This is a genomic window from Phenylobacterium terrae, from assembly GCF_042681205.1.
Taxonomy (GTDB): Bacteria; Pseudomonadota; Alphaproteobacteria; order Caulobacterales; family Caulobacteraceae; genus Phenylobacterium; species Phenylobacterium terrae.
In genome coordinates this window covers 2,603,297-2,621,084 of the sequence record NZ_JBHUEY010000001.1, presented here as the reverse complement: position 1 = coordinate 2,621,084, position 17,788 = coordinate 2,603,297, and the positions used below count along the sequence as shown (strand labels likewise).

General features: G+C 71.9%; 14 protein-coding genes. 9 read left to right on the top strand and 5 right to left on the bottom strand.

Features of this window, described 5'->3' with window-relative positions; genetic code table 11:
* Positions 1 to 83 precede the first annotated feature (83 nt).
* Positions 84 to 434, bottom strand: coding sequence for a CC_3452 family protein (locus tag ACFSC0_RS13100; protein ID WP_377283713.1), 351 nt, complete (start codon positions 432 to 434; stop codon positions 84 to 86).
* A 91-nt stretch (positions 435 to 525) separates the two neighbouring features.
* On the opposite strand from ACFSC0_RS13100, the gene ACFSC0_RS13095 reads away from it, so the two are divergent.
* From ACFSC0_RS13095 to ACFSC0_RS13075, 5 genes are all read left to right on the top strand, one after another.
* Positions 526 to 1,116, top strand: a complete 591-nt coding sequence (locus ACFSC0_RS13095) for a TetR/AcrR family transcriptional regulator (protein WP_377283714.1) — start codon at positions 526 to 528, stop codon at positions 1,114 to 1,116.
* A gap of 116 nt (positions 1,117 to 1,232) precedes the next feature.
* Positions 1,233 to 1,415, top strand: a complete 183-nt coding sequence (locus tag ACFSC0_RS13090; protein WP_377283715.1) for a CsbD family protein — start codon at positions 1,233 to 1,235, stop codon at positions 1,413 to 1,415.
* A gap of 176 nt (positions 1,416 to 1,591) precedes the next feature.
* Positions 1,592 to 3,445: a vWA domain-containing protein gene (locus ACFSC0_RS13085; RefSeq protein WP_377283716.1), complete on the top strand. Its 1,854-nt coding sequence runs from the start codon at positions 1,592 to 1,594 to the stop codon at positions 3,443 to 3,445.
* A 178-nt stretch (positions 3,446 to 3,623) separates the two neighbouring features.
* Positions 3,624 to 4,046, top strand: a complete 423-nt coding sequence (locus ACFSC0_RS13080; protein ID WP_377283717.1) for a CBS domain-containing protein — start codon at positions 3,624 to 3,626, stop codon at positions 4,044 to 4,046.
* Positions 4,047 to 4,154: 108 nt separating this feature from the next.
* Positions 4,155 to 5,378 carry a glycosyltransferase gene (locus ACFSC0_RS13075; protein ID WP_377283718.1) on the top strand — a complete coding sequence of 408 codons (1,224 nt, stop codon included), beginning with the start codon at positions 4,155 to 4,157 and terminating at the stop codon, positions 5,376 to 5,378.
* Positions 5,379 to 5,431: 53 nt separating this feature from the next.
* Here ACFSC0_RS13075 and ACFSC0_RS13070 read toward each other — a convergent pair whose 3' ends face one another.
* Positions 5,432 to 6,121, bottom strand: a complete 690-nt coding sequence (locus ACFSC0_RS13070) for a DNA alkylation repair protein (RefSeq protein WP_377283719.1) — start codon at positions 6,119 to 6,121, stop codon at positions 5,432 to 5,434.
* 81 nt (positions 6,122 to 6,202) lie between these two features.
* On the opposite strand from ACFSC0_RS13070, the gene ACFSC0_RS13065 reads away from it, so the two are divergent.
* The 3 genes from ACFSC0_RS13065 (at position 6,203) to ACFSC0_RS13055 (ending at position 12,218) form a co-directional block, all read left to right on the top strand.
* Positions 6,203 to 6,787: a hypothetical protein gene (locus tag ACFSC0_RS13065; RefSeq protein WP_377283720.1), complete on the top strand. Its 585-nt coding sequence runs from the start codon at positions 6,203 to 6,205 to the stop codon at positions 6,785 to 6,787.
* A 135-nt stretch (positions 6,788 to 6,922) separates the two neighbouring features.
* Entirely contained in the window at positions 6,923 to 9,541 is a 2,619-nt protein-coding gene (gene pepN, locus ACFSC0_RS13060; protein ID WP_377283964.1) for an aminopeptidase N, read from the top strand.
* Positions 9,542 to 9,713: 172 nt separating this feature from the next.
* The gene (locus ACFSC0_RS13055) at positions 9,714 to 12,218 is read left to right on the top strand and encodes a sensor histidine kinase (RefSeq protein ID WP_377283721.1); all 2,505 of its coding nucleotides are present in this window, start codon (positions 9,714 to 9,716) and stop codon (positions 12,216 to 12,218) included.
* A gap of 33 nt (positions 12,219 to 12,251) precedes the next feature.
* Here the strand turns inward: ACFSC0_RS13055 and ACFSC0_RS13050 are convergent, their stop codons facing one another.
* Positions 12,252 to 15,143 (bottom strand): bifunctional [glutamine synthetase] adenylyltransferase/[glutamine synthetase]-adenylyl-L-tyrosine phosphorylase, encoded by a 2,892-nt coding sequence (locus tag ACFSC0_RS13050; RefSeq protein WP_377283722.1) that lies wholly within the window; start codon positions 15,141 to 15,143, stop codon positions 12,252 to 12,254.
* 74 nt (positions 15,144 to 15,217) lie between these two features.
* Between ACFSC0_RS13050 and ACFSC0_RS13045 the strand changes: the two genes are divergently transcribed.
* Positions 15,218 to 15,646: a DoxX family protein gene (locus tag ACFSC0_RS13045; RefSeq protein ID WP_377283723.1), complete on the top strand. Its 429-nt coding sequence runs from the start codon at positions 15,218 to 15,220 to the stop codon at positions 15,644 to 15,646.
* Positions 15,647 to 15,688: 42 nt separating this feature from the next.
* Here ACFSC0_RS13045 and ACFSC0_RS13040 read toward each other — a convergent pair whose 3' ends face one another.
* Complete coding sequence (locus tag ACFSC0_RS13040) at positions 15,689 to 17,092, bottom strand: sensor histidine kinase (protein WP_377283724.1); 1,404 nt, start codon at positions 17,090 to 17,092, stop codon at positions 15,689 to 15,691.
* A gap of 4 nt (positions 17,093 to 17,096) precedes the next feature.
* Positions 17,097 to 17,768 carry a response regulator transcription factor gene (locus ACFSC0_RS13035; protein ID WP_377283725.1) on the bottom strand — a complete coding sequence of 224 codons (672 nt, stop codon included), beginning with the start codon at positions 17,766 to 17,768 and terminating at the stop codon, positions 17,097 to 17,099.
* Between the last annotated feature and the right edge of the window lie 20 nt (positions 17,769 to 17,788).

The window sequence follows — 17,788 nt, the reverse complement described above, 5'->3', positions numbered from 1 at the left end:
GCTCTCGATCAAATGGGGGAGGTCGCGGGGGAAATAGCCGCCGCCCGGCGCTGGCGCAACGCCGGGCGGCGCTGTGACGCCGGTTAGCGGCCCGCGCCGGCGAGGTTGTAGCCCGCCGTGCCGGCCAGCCGGTTGCAGGTGGAGACGTCGCGGGCGCTCATCTTTCGGCCGCTGCGCTCGAAGCTGGCGAGCGGGCCGACGGCCGCCGAGACCTTCCGGCACTCCTTCATCATCGAGTCCAGCCGCTTCGGCCCCACACCGACGCACCGGTCGGCGACGCAGGTCCAGGCGACCTCGCCCACCGCCGTCTCCAGCGACGCGGCGACGGCCTCCACGCGCTGCGCTTCCCGGCGGGAGGTTTCCCCGGCCTGGGCGTGCGGAGCGGCGATCACGGCCGCCAGGGCGGCCGCGCCAAGAAATCCAAGCCTTTGCATATTCGTGTCCTTCGACTAAAAAAGGGCACGACCGGTCGCTAAACGCCAAAAGAGCACGATCGGTCACTTCGATCAAGGGAGAAGCGTCAGCGTGCGAAAGGGCGAGGCCACCCGGGCGAGGATCCTGGAGGAGGCCGGGCGGCAGGCGGCCGTCCGCGGCCTGTCGGTCGTCAGCCTGAACGACGTGGCCGAGGCGGTGGGCCTCTCCAAGAGCGGCCTTTTCAAGCACTTCGACTCCAAGGAGGCGATGCAGCTGGCCGTGCTGCAATCCACCCTGGAGCGCTTCGCCGAGTACGTCTGGGTCCCCGCCAGCGAGCTCCCGCCCGGCCGGTCGCGGCTGGAGACGATCTTCGAACGCTGGCTCGCGTGGAGCGAGGTGGAGAACGCCGAAGGCGGCTGCCTGATCATGGCGGCCACCTCCGAACTGGACGACCAGCCCGGGCCCCTGCGCGACCTCCTGCAGACCCAGCAACGCCGCTGGACCCGCACCCTGGTCAAGGAGTTCCGATCCCTCCGCGAGCCGCCGCTTTCCGAGGCCCAGGCCCAGCTCGCCGCCTTCCAGATGAAGAGCTTCTTCCTCGGCCACAACGAGAACAGGCGCCTGCTCGAGGACGCCGACGCCCGCGCCCTGGCCATGGCCGCGTTCAAGGACCTGCTCGACCGGACGATACGGGGCGACTGAGGCGCCGATCAAGCCATTTCAATGGCTTAGCTTCGCGCCGGGGGAACCCCTCGCTTAACCTTTGCGTACCTAAGGCAGGAGGCGGCTCCCGCGCCTCGAGGCTTACAGGTGACACCATGCACAAGGACGAGATGAAGGGCGCCGCGAAGGACGCCAAGGGCTCGATGAAGCAGGCCGCCGGCAAGGCCACGGACAACGAACGCCTCGAAGCCGAAGGCGACATGGATCGGGCCAAGGGCAAGGTCCAGAAGGGCGTCGGCAGCATGAAGGAAGGCCTCCGAAACGCGCTGAAGCACTGATCCGGCGGCACGGCACGGACCTGGGCCGCGCTCGGCGACGGGCGCGGCCTTGTCGTATCGCGCCACATGACCGTTTCGACACTATGTTTCCCTGTTGACATATTTTCGTGCGAGCGCTCACCCTGCGTTCAGCTTGAGCCTGCGAGCTTGAGCATGACGCTAGGGGAGAACCACGGATGGCCAGGCCCATCGCCCAGACGCTTGCGCTGATTTCCGCCTTCACGCTGGCCGGGACGCCCACCGCGCCGGCGAGCCGCACGATCGGTGACGGACAGGTCTCTCCGGAGCGTTGCCGCGAACTCGGGTTCGAGGTCGGCGACGGACCCGGGATGTACCGGCGGGGCGTGGTCGGCGGGCGCACGGCGCAGCCGTCCATGGCCATGCCGCCTCCCCCGCCCCCGCCGCCCGTGATGCAGGCGCCGCCGCCGGCGCCCCAGACCCGGATGGCGGACATCCCGTCCATCCCGCCGCTGCCCGTCCCGCCGGTTCAGAACCGAACCGAAGAGGTGGTCGTCAGCGGCTCGCGGCAGATGGCGCCCCAGGCGTTCGCCGCGCCCATGTTCCCCGGCCCGCCGCCGGGCGCGGTCGAGACGGAGCGCTACCCGAACGCCGTCTCCAACCCGATCAAGCGGGTCGCGGAGGAGCCCGTCTCGACCTTCTCCATCGACGTGGACACCGCCGCCTACGCCAACGTCCGCCGCTTCGTGCAGGACGGCCAGCGCCCGCCGCGGGACGCGGTGCGGGTGGAGGAGCTGGTCAACTACTTCGACTACGGCTACCCGCGGCCGGCCAGCCGCGCCGAGCCGTTCGCCACCTACGTCGCCGTCGCGCCCTCGCCCTGGTCGCGCGACCGGCAGCTGATGCACATCGGCCTGCAGGGCTTCGAGCTGCCGCAGGCCCAGCGGCCGCCGCTGAACCTGGTCTTCCTCATCGACACCTCCGGTTCGATGAGCCCGCAGGACCGGCTGCCTCTGGCGAAGAAGTCGCTGAACCTGCTGATCGACCAGCTGCGGCCGCAGGACCGGGTGGCGATGGTCGCCTACGCCGGCTCGGCCGGGGCGGTTCTGGCCCCCACCGGCGGGCGCGAGAAGCTGAAGATGCGCTGCGCGCTGGAGGCCCTGCACGCCGGCGGCTCCACGGCCGGCGGCCAGGGCCTGGCGCTGGCCTACGCCCTGGCCCGCGAGCGGTTCGACCCCACGGCCGTGAACCGGGTGATCCTGATGACCGACGGCGACTTCAACGTCGGCGTCGCCGATCCCGCCAAGCTGAAGGACTTCGTCGCCGAGCAGCGCAAGACGGGGATCTACCTGTCGGTCTACGGCTTCGGCCGCGGCAACTACCAGGACCTGATGATGCAGACCCTGGCGCAGAACGGGAACGGGACGGCGGCCTATGTCGACAGCCTGATGGAGGCCCGCAAGCTGCTGCGCACCGACTTCTCGCGCGGCCTGTTCCCCATCGCCGACGACGTGAAGATCCAGGTGGAGTTCAACCCGGCCCAGGTCGTGGAGTACCGGCTGATCGGGTACGAGACCCGGCTGCTCAACCGCGAGGACTTCAACAACGACCGGGTGGACGCCGGCGAGGTCGGCTCCGGCGCCTCGGTGACCGCCCTCTACGAGATCACCCCGGCGGGCGCGGCGCCCTCCTCGGACCCGCTGCGCTACTCGGCGCCGCGGCCCAGCGCCTCGGCGACCAGCGAGCTCGCCTTCCTGAAGGTGCGCTACAAGCTGCCCGGCGGGGCGCAATCGAAGCTGATCGCCCGCCCGATCGGCCCGCGCGACCGCTATCCCAGCGTGGAAGCCGCGCCCGAAGCCACCCGCTGGGCGGCGGCCGTCGCCGGCTACGGCCAGCGGCTGCGCGGCGATCCCTGGCTCGAGGACCGCTTCGGCTGGAACGAGATCGCGGGCCTCGCCCAACGCGCCCGCGGCGAGGATCCGATGGGCGAGCGCGCCGAGTTCGTCCAGCTGGTCCGCGCCGCCAGCGAAGCGGCCTCGATCAACGCGGCGGGCGTCGCGGGCGGGCACTGACGGAAACCCTCCTCCCCTTGCGGGAGGAGGCGGCCTGCGTGAGCAAAAGTGATCCGCTCATCCCGGCGCCGGGATGAGCGGTTGTTGGGTTTCCCTGCAACCGCCCAGCCTGCTCGGCTGTTGAGGCTGATGGCGGGGGGCGCATGCGCGCCTGCCCGACCAAGGGAGCGGAACAACCATGAGAGTGAGCGAAGCGATGTCGCGCGACGTGCAGGTCGCGCGGCCCCAGGACAGCATCCAGACCGTCGCGCGCCGCATGGCCGAGATCGACGTGGGCTCGCTGCCGGTCTGCGACGGCGAGAAGCTGCAGGGCATGATCACCGACCGGGACATCGTCGTCCGCGCGCTCGCCGAAGGGCGCAGCTTCGAGACGCCGGTCTCGGAGGTGATGACCGCCGAGGTCGAATACGCCTACGCCGACGACGACCTCGACGAGGCCGCCGACAAGATGGCCGAGGCCCAGATCCGCCGCCTGCCGGTCATTGACCAGGACCGGCGGCTGGTCGGCATCCTGGCGCTGGGCGACCTCACCGGTAAGGTGAAGGACAGGACCGCGGGCCAGACGCTGGAGGAGATCAGCGAGCCGTCGACGCGCATGTGAGCGCCACAATAATGCCGGACGGCGCGTGCGGGATCATTCCGCCGCGCCATCCGTTTTGCGCTCAAGGCAGAGCTCTTAGAAGTCCTCGAAAAGAGAAAGGACGCGGGATTGTTCGAACACGTCGCGCCCGACACCGCCGATTCCGACAACCTCATCCGCCTGGACCCTGCCGACGCCCCCGAGCTGGGCGGACATGGCCAGGGCCTTCACCTCATCGACGCCACCATGATGTTCGCCCCCCGCTCCGGCGGGGTTAAGCGCTACCTCATGGCCAAGCGGGCCTGGCTGGAGCGCCGGCGGCCGGACATCGTCCATACGCTGGTCGTCCCGGGCCGCCAGACGGGCCTGGAGGCCCCCGGCCTCGTCACCGTCGCCGCGGCCAAGCTGCCGTTCGGCGACGGCTACCGGATGCCGGCCAGCCTGACCAAGTGGGAGACGGTGATCCGGATGCTGGAGCCGGACATCATCGAGGCCGGCGACATCTTCGTGCCCGGCCATGCGGCGCTGGAGGCCGGCGAGGCGGTCGGCGCGCCGGTGGTGGGCTTCTGCCATACGGATGCGGCCGCGCTGGCCGCCCTTCACTTCGGCGAGTGGGCCGAGGGCGTGGCGATGAAGCGCTGGGCCAGCATCTACCAGCGGTTCGACCGGGTGGTGGCCCCCAGCGCCCACATGGCCCAGCGCCTGGCCGACGCCGGCGTGGAGGACGTGGCCGTCCAGCCGCTGGGCGTGGACCTGGAGAACTTCCACCCCAGCCGGGCCGACCCGCAGCGGTTGCGCCGCCGCCTCGGCGTGCCCGCCGACACCCGGCTGCTGGTGTTCGCCGGCCGGCCGGCGCGGGAGAAGAACATCGAATCCATGGTCTGCGCCGTGGAGCGGCTGGGCGATCCCTACCGGCTGGTGCTGATCGGGGCGGGCAAGGACGTCCGCTACTCGCCGCACGTCATTTGCCTGGACTACGAGCGCGACCCGGCCAGGCTGGCCGGCCTGATCGCCAGCTGCGACGCCTTCCTGCACGCCAACGAGAACGAGCCGTTCGGGCTGGTGGTGCTGGAGGCCCTGGCCGCCGGCCTGCCGGTGGTCGGCCCCTCGCGCGGCGGCGCCTCGGAGCTGTTCGACGACGGCGTCGGGCAGCGGGCCCGCACCTGCGATCCGGAAGGCCTGGCCGAGGCGATCGAGGCCCTGTTCGAACGCGATCTGTGGGCCCTCTCCGCCGCCGCCCGCCGCCGCGCCGAACAGCGCCACGGCTGGGACACCACCTTCGAAGGCCTGACTCGCATTTACGCCGAGCTGCTCTCCGGTTCGCGCCGCTCGCCGCTGGCGATGAGCGCCTAGGGCGCCAAGATGCTCCCCCCTCGGGGGAGCTGTCCCGAAGGGACTGAGGGGGTTCAAGCCCGCCGCGTCGGTCTGCGTGAACCCCCTCCACCGCTTCGCGGTCCCCCTCCCCCGGCGGGGGAGGATTTTGGTGTCTTCAGCCCGGTCCGGAGCTTGTTCCCGACCTCGCGGCGCACGCGGGCGGCGAGGCTTTCGGCGTGGGCGTCCAGGAAGGCTTCGACGGCGGCGCGATCGCGCATGGCCAGCGCCCGCAGCGCCCAGGAGAGCGCCTTCTCGACCATGGCGTCGCGATCCGCCGCGAGCGCTTGGCACAGGGCGAGGGCCCGTTCGGCATCGGCCCGGCCGAGGGCGGTGGTGCAGACCAGGGCCGTGCGCCTGAGCCACCGGTCCGGCGAGCGCGCCCAGCCCCAGATCACATCATCCGAGACCTGCCCCGCCGCCCAGGCGGGACCGGCCAGGATCGTCCCGAAGGCGTCGACGGCCCCCCAGCTGTCCAGCCCCTGCGCCATCGCCTCGACTTCGGCGTCGCCGATGCGGGCGAAGGCGGCGGGGTGATGGCGGATCAGCTCCTCGGCGATCCAACGCGGCCCCGTCCGATGCAGCGCCAACGCGGTCTCCAGCATCTCTGAGCCGCTCGCCGCCTTCAGGGTCCGCGACCAGCGCCGGCGGACGGCCCGCATCGACGAGGTGTCGCGCACCGGCAGAGCGGCGAGTTCGGCGCGGATTGCGGCGGCTGTGTCCATGCCCACCTCCCGGGATTGACAGCCCAGCAACGTTTTTCGGCTTTCCTCCCCGCCCGAGCAACACCTCGACAGGGGGCGGACATGGCCAAGGCGGTCTTCCAGCGGAACCAGAAGGTCTGGGTCGAGAGCGTCGGCGCCTGGGCGGTGATCGAGAAGATCGTGCCCGTGTGGGCCCGCGGGTTCGAGGAGCCGGTGAAGGTCACCTACGACGTCGGGCTGGGCCGCGAGTTCCAGGCCCACGAGCTGCGGGGCGAGGACGACGGCGGCCGCGACCTGGCCGCCGAGGGCCCCGGCTGGCGCCTCCTGCGCGCCCGCAACAAGTGGCAGACGCCCGAGGACTGCGCCCATCACCCCTTCCCCGGCACCTATCCCGTCGTGGTCACCGACCCGCAGGACTGGGGCGGCTGGCGCGTGCCCGGCGCCGAATACGACCGCGACCCGCGCAAGATCGAGTTCCAGGCCCGGCTGATCGCCTCGGCCCCGCGCCTGCTGCAGTTGGCCCGCGCGCTGACCGCCATCGTCGCCGACGAGCCGGAGGACGCCCCGCCGGTGGTCCGCCACCTGGCCGAGGAAGCCGCCGCCATCGACCGCTACCTGGGCGAAGTCCCCGCCGGCCCCGAGACCCCGCCGCCGGCCAGCGAGGGCGTGCGGCACGCAGCGGAGTAGCTGTAAAGGGTGACAGGTAGGCTGCGTCGCAGCCGACCAGTCACCGGCGTCGATCGGTGGCTGGTTGCGCCCGCCCGGGCGCTACCTGTCACCTGCCCCCTGGCGAGCGAGGTGACGGGCCGTTACATCGGTGGGATGCGCACCGAGACCCCTCAGGCCATTCGCCTGTCCGACTATCGCCCGCCCGCCTACCTCATCGACGAGGTGGAGCTGCACTTCGACCTTTCGCCGAACGCCACGCGGGTGAAGGCCAGGCTCGACATACGGCGCAATGGCGACCACGCCGAGCCGCTGGTGCTGAACGGCGAGCGGCTGAAGCCCGTATCGGTCGCCCTGAACGGCCGGGCCCTCGGCGAGGGCGAGCGGACCGTGGACGACGAGTTCCTGACCATCCCGAACGTGCCCGACGTCTTCACCCTTGAGACCGAGGTGGAGATCGACCCGCAGGCCAACACCCACCTGGAAGGCCTCTACATGTCGGGCGGGCGGTTCTGCACCCAGTGCGAGGCCGAGGGCTTCCGCAAGATCACCTGGTTCCCGGACCGGCCGGACGTGCTCACCCGTTTCACCGTCCGCATCGAGGCGGACAGGAAGTTCCAGCACCTGCTCTCCAACGGCAACCTGCTGGAGGCCGGGGAGCTGCCCGGCGGGCGCCATTACGCCGTCTGGAACGATCCCTTCCCCAAGCCCTGCTACCTGTTCGCCCTGGTGGCCGGCGAGCTCGACGTGCTCGAGGATTCGATCACCACCATGAGCGGCCGCAAGGTCGAGCTGAAGATCTACGTCGACCCCGGCATGGCGCCGCGCGCCGCCTATGCGATGGACGCCCTCAAGCGCTCGATGAAATGGGACGAGGAGGCCTTCGGGCGCGAATACGACCTCGACCTCTTCATGATCGTCGCCGTCCGCGACTTCAACTTCGGGGCGATGGAGAACAAGGGGCTGAACATCTTCAACTCCAGCTTGCTCCTCGCCGACCCGGCCACCGCCACCGACCTCGACTACGAACGGATCGAGAGCGTGGTGGCCCACGAGTACTTCCACAACTGGACGGGCGACAGGATCACCTGCCGCGACTGGTTCCAGCTGTGCCTGAAGGAAGGGCTGACCGTCTTCCGCGACCAGAGCTTCTCGGCCGACATGCGCGGCGAGGCGGTGCAGCGGATCAAGGACGTCAAGCAGCTGCGCGCCCGCCAGTTCCCCGAGGACCAGGGCCCCCTCGCCCACCCGGTTCGACCGTCGAGCTACCTGAAGATCGACAACTTCTACACCGCGACCATCTACGAGAAGGGCGCGGAGGTGATCCGGATGCTGAAGACCCTGATCGGGGCGCAGGCGTTCCGGGCCGGCATGGACCTCTACTTCGAGCGCTGGGACGGCCACGCCACCACGGTCGAGGAGTTCATCCGCTGCTTCGAGGAGAGCTCGGGCCAGGACCTCTCCGACTTCTTCGCCTGGTACGAGCAGGCCGGCACGCCGAAGGTGACCGTCAAGCGCCGCTACGATGAGGCCGCGCGCACCCTGGAGCTCGAACTCTCGCAGGAGACGCCGCCGACGCCCGGCCAGCCGAACAAGCGCCCCCTGCCCCTCCCCGTGGCGGTCGGGCTGCTGGACGCCGAGGGCCGCACGCTCGCCTTCGAGCGCGACGGCCAGGCGATGGACGAGACCGTCATCGTGCTGAAGGACGGGGCGGCCAAGGTGACCCTGCACGGCGTCGACCGCCCGCCGGTCGTCTCCGCCCTGCGCGGCTTTTCGGCGCCCGTCACCCTGATCACCGACGCCGAGCCCAAGGACCGCTACGTCCTGCTGGCCTCGGACCCGGACCTGTTCAACCGCTGGGAGGCCGGCCAGGGGCTGGCCCGCGACCTGATGCTGGCCCGGGCCGGCGGCGCGCCGAACGAGGTGGGCGAGGAGCGGTTCGCCGAGGCCGTCGGCCGCGCGCTGACCGACCAGGCGGCCGAGCCGGCCTTCAAGGCCCTGCTGCTGGCGCTGCCCAGCGAGCAGGAGCTGGCGCTGGCCCGCCAACCGGCCGACCCGGCCGCCATCCACGAGGCCCGCGAGACGCTTCGCACCCGCCTGGCCCTTCACCTCGACGAGGAACTGAGGCGGCTGCACACCGGCCTGCAGCAGCTCGGGGAGTTCTCCCCCGATGCGGTCAGCGCCGGGCGCCGGGCCCTGCGCAACGCCGCCCTCGACCTGATGGCGGCCAACCCGCGCTCGGAGGTCGTCGAGCTGGCCCGGGGCCACTACGAGGCCGCCTCCAACATGACCGACGCCATCGGCGGGCTCTCGGCCCTGATGCTGATCGGCGGCCAGGCCTTCGAGGACGCGCTGGCCCACTTCTACGACCGCTGGAAGGACGAGCCGCTGGTGGTCGACAAGTGGTTCGCCCTGCAGGCCCGCGATCCGGGCGACGGCGCCCTGGGCCGCGTGCTGGGCCTGACCGCCCACCCGGCGTTCGATCCGAAGAACCCCAACCGGCTGCGGGCCCTGGTCTCGACCTTCGCCTCGATGAACCCCTCGCGGTTCCACGACCCGAGCGGGGCCGGCTACCGCTTCCTCGCCGACCAGATCCTGGCTGTCGACGCCATCAACCCCTCGGTCGCCGCCCGGCTCGTCGAGCCGCTGGGCGGCTGGCGCCGCTACCGGCCCGAGTACGGCGAGCTGATGAAGGCCGAGCTGCAGCGGATCGTCGGGACCGAGGGCCTGTCGAAGAACGTCTACGAGCTGGCCAGCAAGGCCCTGGCGGACTGAGCATCCAAAGAGCCACTGAGTCCGCGCCGCCACAGTGAAGCCGCCCGCGGCGAAAGGCGCAGCCGTCGGGCGTGACCGAGTCGGGCGGTCCGCGTAGACTCCGTGGTCAGGGGTGACTCGGGGCTTGCTCGGGGGCTTGAAGGAGCGGCGGCTTTTGGCCAGGCGCGGGGGCGTGGATTCGGCTGAGAGGGAACTCGGCCGACCGGCGGGCGGGGGCGCGTTGGCGGGCGCGCCGATCGCCTCGCAGAGCTTCGTGCGGCTGCTCATCCTCTCGGCCCTGCTGCTGCTGAGCGTCTACACCGTCTTCGCCCTCTGGCGGCTGTCCAGCTCGCCGCCCGCCAGCCCCACGGCCGCCGCCCTCTCGCAGCGCGCCGGCGTGCTCGCCGCCCGGGCGGACGTGGAGGCCGCGGCCCTGCAGGGCGGCGCGCTGGCCGCCGTCGAGGTGCTGCAGCGCGCCCCGCGCGATCCCCTGGACGCGGCCGAGACGGCGCTGCGGGCCGCGTCCGGCGCCGCCTCCGGCGCGGTGGTGGTCAGCGAGGGCCAGCTGGCCGCGGCCGCCGGCAAGACCTCCGGCGTGCGCTGGGTGGACCTGGTCCGCGCAGCCGAGGCCGGCGGGCAGGAGATCGCCTTCACCGTGGCCGGCAGCCGCCCGACGCTGATCGCCGTGGTCTCCGCGCCGACCCCGCAGGGCCGCCGCTGGATCGGCCTGGCCGGCGATCCGAACCGGCTCCTGGGCCTGCTGGCGCGCGGGTCCGGCGAGGCCTTCGTCGGCCGAACCGGCCAGATCCTCGCCGCGGCGGGCGAGACCGCCGCCGCCGCGGATGTCGCCGCCGCCTTCGGCCGTCCGGTCAAGGACCTGAGCGCCGACCACCCGATCCGCGGCGCGCGCCCCGACGGCGCGCCCCTGGACCTGGCCGGCAAGCCCGCGGCGGGCGGCGCGCTGATCGCCGTCGCCGCGGCGCCGGCCGCCCCGGGCGGCGACGCCATGATGCGCGAGCAGATCGCCTGGCTGCTGCTGCCGCTGGGCGCCGCCTTCGGCCTGGGCCTGATGCTGCTGCGCCAGAGCCGCCGGGCCGAGGCCGCCCAGAGAGCCTTCGTCGAGAACGAGCAGCGTTTCCGCCTCGCCGTGGAGGCCGCCCGCTGCGGGATCTGGGAGTGGGACATCGCCTCGGACAAGATGTTCATGTCCGACGTCACCGGGGCCATCTTCGGCTGGGGCGGCGGCGGGGTGGTGGACGGCGCCGACGTCATCGAGCGGGTCAGCCCCGAGCACCGCGACCGGCTGCGCAACGCCCTGACCACCGCGGCGGTCTATGGCGCCTTCGACGTCTCCTTCCGCGTGCCCGGTCCGCACGGCGGCCGGCCGATCTGGATCGACGCCCGCGGCCAGGCTTTCGGCCAGACCGACACCGACAGCTTCGCCCGGATCATCGGCGTGGCCCTGGACGTCACCGAGGAGCGGATGGCCCAGGCCCGGGCCCAGGCCGCCGAGAACCGCCTGCGCGACGCCATCGAGAGCGTCTCGGAGGCCTTCGTGCTGTGGGACCGGCACGGGCGGCTGCTGCTCTGCAACCGCAACTACCGGGCCTTCTTCAACATCGAGCCCCGCGTCCTGAAGCCGGGCGCCATGCGCGACGAGGTCAACCGCTTCGCCGCCCTGGCCATCAAGCAGCAGCAGCCGGCTCCCGACGGGCGGCGCGGCGTGCGCGAGGCCGAGCTCAACGACGGCCGCTGGATCCAGATCTCCGAGCGGCGCACGGCCGAGGGCGGTCTGGTCATGACCGCCGCCGACATCACCGCCATCAAGACGCAGGAAACCGCCCGCCGGCTCAACGAGGAGCAGCTGCAGGCCGCGGTCGTGAAGCTGGAGCGCAGCCAGGAGCAGCTCTCCGAACTCGCCCGCAAGTACGAGGCCGAGAAGCTGCGGGCCGAGGCGGCCAACAAGTCCAAGAGCGAGTTCCTGGCCAACATGAGCCACGAGCTGCGCACGCCGCTGAACGCCATCAACGGCTTCTCCGAGATCATGGTCGGGGAGATGTTCGGCCCCCTCGGCGACGCCCGCTACAAGGAGTACGCCCAGGACATCCTGGCCTCGGGCCAGCACCTGCTGGCGCTGATCAACGACATCCTCGACATGTCCAAGATCGAGGCCGGCAAGATGAACCTGAAGTTCGAGCCGATCGCCCTGGAGGAGGTCGTCGAGGACGCCGCCCGGCTGGTGCGCAACCGCGCCGACGCCGCCGGCCTGTCGCTGGCGCTCAACCTGCCCGAACTGCCGGAGATCGAGGCCGACTACCGGGCCGTCAAGCAGGTGCTGCTCAACCTGCTGTCCAACGCCGTCAAGTTCACCCCCCGCGGCGGCAAGATCATCGTCACGGCCGAGATCCGGCGCGACCACTTCGGCGAGCGGGTGAAGGTCAGCGTCACCGACACCGGCATCGGCATCGAGCCCCACGACCTGGCCCGCCTGGCCACGCCCTTCGAGCAGATCGAAAGCCAGCACGCCAAGACCCAGCAGGGCACGGGCCTGGGCCTGGCCCTCACCAAGTCGCTGGTGGAGATGCACAGCGGCGTGCTCGACATCCAGAGCTCGCCCGGCGAAGGCACCAAGGTCAGCTTCACCCTGCCGGTGGTCCAGAGCGTTCCGGCCGCCGCGACGCACGAGGCGGTGGCCTGAAGGCTTTAGACCTCCCCGCTTGCGGGAGAGGTCTTAAGCCACCACCGCCGCGTAGGCCTTGCGCGCCGCGGCGCGCACCGCCGCCAGCCGCGTCTTGAGCTGGCGCCAGTCGCGGGCGCCGCCGGCGCGGGCGAGGAGCGCCTTGAACGCCTTAGGCTCGCCCTCGGGGTCGGCGTTCTCTTCGAGCGCGACCTTGAGGAGCTGAGTGAGGTTCTGCTGCAGGCGCCAGGCGTCCTCGAGGGCGGTGAGCGCCCCGGCAGGCCCGAGGCCGGCCTCGCGGAAAGCCGCCAGCGCCTCGGCTGTGTTCTGGCGCAACGGGCCGCCGTCGGCCGCATGGACCAGCTGCAGGTGCTGGGCGGCGAACTCCACGTCCACGAGGCCGCCGGGGGCGAGCTTCAGGTCCCAGTCGTGCTTGGGCGGCCGCTCACGCTCCAGAAGGTCGCGCATCTCGCGCACGTCGCGGGCGATGCGCCCGGCTTCGCGCGGCCGGCGCAGGGCCTGCGCGATGGCCGCCGCGGCGTCCCTGGCGAAGGCCTCGGAGCTGGCCCACACCACCCGGCCGCGGGTCAGGGCCAGCAGCTCCCAGGTCTCGGCCCCGCCGCCCTCGTAATAGTTCTCGAAGGCGCGGAAGCTGACCGCCACCGGCCCCTTGGTGCCGGACGGCCGAAGCTGCATGTCCACTTCGTAGAGCGGCCCCTCGGTGGTCGGCGTAGACAGGGCCGCGATCAGCCGCTGCGTGAAGCGGGAGAAGAAGACGTCGGCGCTCCACTCCTTGATCGACGAGGCCGCGTCCGGCGCGCCGGCCCGGTAGAGGGTCATCATGTCGATGTCGGAGGTGGCGCTCATCTCCCGGGAGCCGCACTTGCCCAGCGCCACCACGGCCACCTCGCCGTCGAAGTCGCCGCCGATGCGGCGCACCTCGTCCAGGGCCACAGGAGCCAGCGCGGCGATGCAGCTGTCCGCGAGGTCGGCGAAGGCGCGGCCGGCGACCTCCGCGCTGGCCGCCCCGCTCATCACCTGCAGGCCGATCCGGAACGCCTGCTCGCGATGGGCCCGGCGCACCGCGTCCATCGCCGCCTCGAACCCGTCCGCCCGCTCGGCCGCCCCGGTCATCAGCTGCCGGTCCTCCTTGGGATCGATGCTATCGAAGAAGCCGGGATCGAGCATCGCATCCAGCGCCGCCGGCCGGCGGGCCAGGGTGGCCGCCAGGCGCGGGGCGAAGGCCATCACCTGCACCACCAGCTCGAACAGCTTGGGTTGGGCCAGGAACAGCGACTGCAGCTGCACGCCGGACGACAGCTTGGCGAAGAAGTCGGCGAAGCGGTTGAAGGCCGCATCCGGCGCGCCGGTGGCGTTGGCCGCCTCCAGCAGGCGCGGGGCGAGCCGGGTGAACAGCTCCCGCCCCCGTTCCGTGCGCGTCGCCGGGATGTGGCCGTGGTGCCAGTTGCGGATGGTGCGCGAGACCTGCGGCGGGTTGGAGAAGCCCATCCGCGCCAGGGTCCGCAGGGTCTCGGGATCGTCGTCGACGCCGGTGAAGACCAAGCTGCCGAACCGGGAGGCCAGCTCCTCCTCGCCGGCGAACAGCTCGCCGTAGCGGGCGTTGACGGTCTTCAGCACCTTGATCACCGCCGCATCGAAGCTGCGCAGCTGGTCGTAGCCGGCGAGCGCCGCGACCCGCCGGCGCTCGGCGTCGCCCTCGGGCAGGCGGTGGGTCTGCTCGTCGGCGAGCATCTGGATGCGGTGCTCCAGGGCGCGCAGCGTGCGGTAGGCCTCGGTCAGCTCGGCGCAGGCCTCAGGCGTGACGTGGCCGGCGTCGCGCAGGGCGGCCAGGGTGTCGAGGGTGCGCCGGCCGCGCAGTTCCGGCTGGCGGCCGCCCAGGATCAGCTGCTGGGTCTGGACGTAGAACTCGATCTCGCGGATGCCGCCGCGGCCGAGCTTGAGGTCCTGGCCCTTGGCGACCACCCGCTCGTCCACCTTGTGCACGTGGATCTGCCGCTTGATCGAGTGGATGTCGGCGATGGCCGCGAAGTCGAGGTTCTTGCGCCAGATGAAGGGCTGCAGCTCGGCCAGGAAGGCTTCGGCGCGGGGCAGGTCCCCGGCGCAGGGCCGGGCCTTGATGAAGGCCGCCCGCTCCCAGTTCTGGCCGACGCTCTCGTAGTATTCGAGCGCCGCCGGCACAGGCACGGCCGGCTGGGTGGACGACGGGTCGGGCCGCAGCCGAAGGTCCACCCGGAAGACGTAGCCGTCGCCGGTGCGCTCCTGCATCAGCTCCGACAGCCGGTGGGTCAGGCGCACCGCGAACGCCTGCGGCTCCACGCCGTCGGCCAGCGGCAGGGCCTCCGGCTCGAAGAAGACCGAGACGTCCACGTCACTGGAGTAGTTGAGCTCGAAGGCGCCCTGCTTGCCCATGGCGATGCAGAACCACCCCGGGACGGGGCCTTCGGCGCCCCGGCCCAGGCGCGTCAGCCGGCCGGCCGCCAGCTCGCCCCGCGCGGCGACCGCCAGGGCGGCGGCCAGGCTGGCGTCGGCGAAGCGGGTGATCGCGCCGGTGACCTGGTCGAGGTCCCACACGCCGCCGAGGTCGCACAGGGCCGTCAGCAGGTGGGCCTCGGCCTTCAGCTTGCGCAGCGCGGCCTTGGCCTCGGCGGTGTCCAGCGCCGCCGCCTCGGCCGTGCGGGCGAGCAGGTCCTCGAACCGCGCGTCGGGGTCCGCCTCCAGGAGCGCGGCCACCCGCGGCTCGTCGCGGCGGGCCAGGCTGGTCAGGTAGGGCGAGGCGCCGAACACCGGCGCCAGCGCCGGCCAGGCCGCCTCCACCACCGGCCAGCGCTCGCCCAGCGCCTCGGCGAGCCGTTCGCGCAGGCTCTCGGCGGCCTTGGGGTCGGCGACGGGCCCGCAGGGCTTGAGGCGTGGGCTGAGGGGCGGCATGCGGCTGGCGATATTTAACTGCGCCGCGGCGCGAACCAACCCACTATCGGGCGGCGCGAACGAGGGGGCGAACGATGGCGAAGGGCGGGATCACGCTTTCGGGGCTCAGCCGCTGGTCGGACGCCAGCGCGCTGCTGATGCGGCTGGTGGTCGGCGGCTTCCTCATCTGGGGGGTGTGGGACAACATCACCAGCGACGCACACATGGCCGAGTTCGTCCGCTTCCTGGCCAAGTGGAAGTTCCCCTTCCCCGAGATCATGGCGCCGCTGTCGGTGTGGACCCAGTTCGCCTGCGGCGCGGCCTTCGTCGCCGGCGCCCTGACCCGCTGGGCGGGCCTGCTCTGCGCCGTCCATTTCCTCATCGCCATCGCGATGGTCGACCGGTTCGCCGGCATCCGCGGCTCGTTTCCGGCGGCGGCCCTGGTGGTGATCGGCCTGCACCTGGCGACCGCGGGGCCGGGCAGGTTCGCGGTGGACGCGCTGTTCGGCGGGCGGCGGCGGTAAACCAAGCCCGCTCATCCCGGCCTCCGGGATGAGCGGTGGGGGTTACCCCGCCCGCGGCAGGATGAACGCCACGCGCAGGCCCGGGCCGCTGTCGCCGACGACGCCGGGACCTTCCGACAACTCCAGCCGCCCGCCGTGGGCTTCGGCGACGGCGGCGACGAGGGAGAGCCCCAGCCCCGCGCCGGGCTCGTTGCGGCTGTTCTCCAGGCGCACGAAGCGCTGCACGACCCGGGCGCGGTCCGCCTCGGGGACGCCGGGGCCGGTGTCGGTGACCGAGAACTCCACCTCGCCGGAGGAGCGGCGGCGCACCCGCAGCATGATCGCCCCGCCGCTGGGGGTGTACTTGACCGCATTGTCGAGCAGGTTGGCGAGCGCCTGGGCGAGGAACTCCTTGTTGCCGCGCACGCGCAGGTCGCTCGCGAGCTCGGCGGCGAAGTCGATGCCCTTGTCCTCGCACAGCGGCTCGTAGAGCTCGGCGATGTCGGCGGCGAGCTCCTTGGGGTCGAACAGCACCTGGTTGGGGGCCGAGCCGGCCGCCTGCAGCCGCGCGATCGACAGCACCGCGCCGAACGTCTTCAGCACCCCGTCGGTGTCCTCGATGGCTGTGGCCAGGGCATGCTCGGCGTCGCCCTTGCCGGCCTCGACGTCGATGTAGGCCGCCTCCAGCCGGGCCCGCAGTCGCGTGAGCGGCGAGCGCAGGTCGTGGGCGATGGCGTCGCCGGCGTGGCGCAGGCCGGCCATCGAGCGCTCCAGCCGGTCGAGCATCTCGTTCAGGCCTTCGGCCAGCTCGTCCATCTCGTCGCGGGCCCCGCGCACGTGGGCGCGGGCGGCCAGGTCGCCGTTGCGGACCCGGGTGACCACGTCGATCAGACCGCCCATCGAGCGGCTGACATTGCGGCTGACGATCACCCCGCCGGCCAGGCCCAGGATGATGACCAGCACCACCGCGCCCCAGAGGGCGACGACGATGGAGTCGATGTAGGCCTCGTCCTCGCCCACGTCGGCGCCGACGAACAGGATCTCGCCGTAGCCGAGCCGCTGCTGGAGGCCGCGCGCCGGCCTGCGGACCCGGCGGCCCTGGGCGTCGACCTCGGTGATCCGGAAGCTGGTCCAGGTCGGCTCGCCGTTGAACTCTTCGAGGGGCGACTCCTGGATCGAGCCGGAGATCACGGTCCCGTCCGGGCGCATCAGCAGGTAGAGGAAGGGCCGCTCGCTGGCCGCCCGTTCGATCAGCGCCTGGTTGAGGGCGTCGACCCCGGCCCGCTCGTAGGCGCCGGTCAGCGAGCGCATCTCGCGCAGGATGGCCTGGTCGGTGCGCCGGGCCGCCTCGCCCGCCGTCGCCACGTAGATGTAGGCCAGGAAGGCCGAAGCCGCCGCCGCGAACAGCGCCAGGAACAGCAGCGTCAGCCGGAACGGCGTCGTCCGGAAGATGCGCGGCAGGCGCACCGGATCAGGCGTCCAGCCGGTACCCCGCCCCGCGGACGGTCTGCAGCATCGGCCGGTCGAAGCCCTTGTCGATCTTCGAGCGCAGGCGGGAGATGTGGACGTCGATGACGTTGGTCTGGGGGTCGAAATGGTACTCCCAGACCTTCTCCAGCAGCATGGTGCGGGTCACCGACTGGCCGGCGTGGCGCATCATGAATTCCAGCAGCTGGAACTCGCGCGGCTGCAGGTCGATCTCCTTGCCCTGGCGGTGCACGGTGCGGGCGATGAGGTCCATCTCCAGGTCGCCGACCCGCAGCACCGTGGCCACCGAGCCGGTCTCGCGCCGCCGGGCCAGGGCCTCCACCCGGGCGATCAGCTCGGCGAAGGCGTAGGGCTTGACCAGGTAGTCGTCGCCGCCCGCCTTGAGGCCCGCGACCCGATCGTTGATCTCGCCGAGGGCCGAGAGGAACAGCACCGGCGTCTGGTCGTTCTCGCGCCGCAGGGTCTGGATCAGGGTCACCCCGTCCATCTTCGGCATCATCCGGTCGACGATCAGCACGTCGAAGCCGCCCTTGCGGGCCTCTTCCAGGCCCGCCTCGCCGTCCGGCGCCTTGACGCACTCGTAGCCGGCCTCGGTGAGGCCGCGGGCCATGGCCTCGGCGGCCTCGAGGTCGTCCTCGACGATCAGAATGCGCATGGCCGATTCCCCCTGACAGC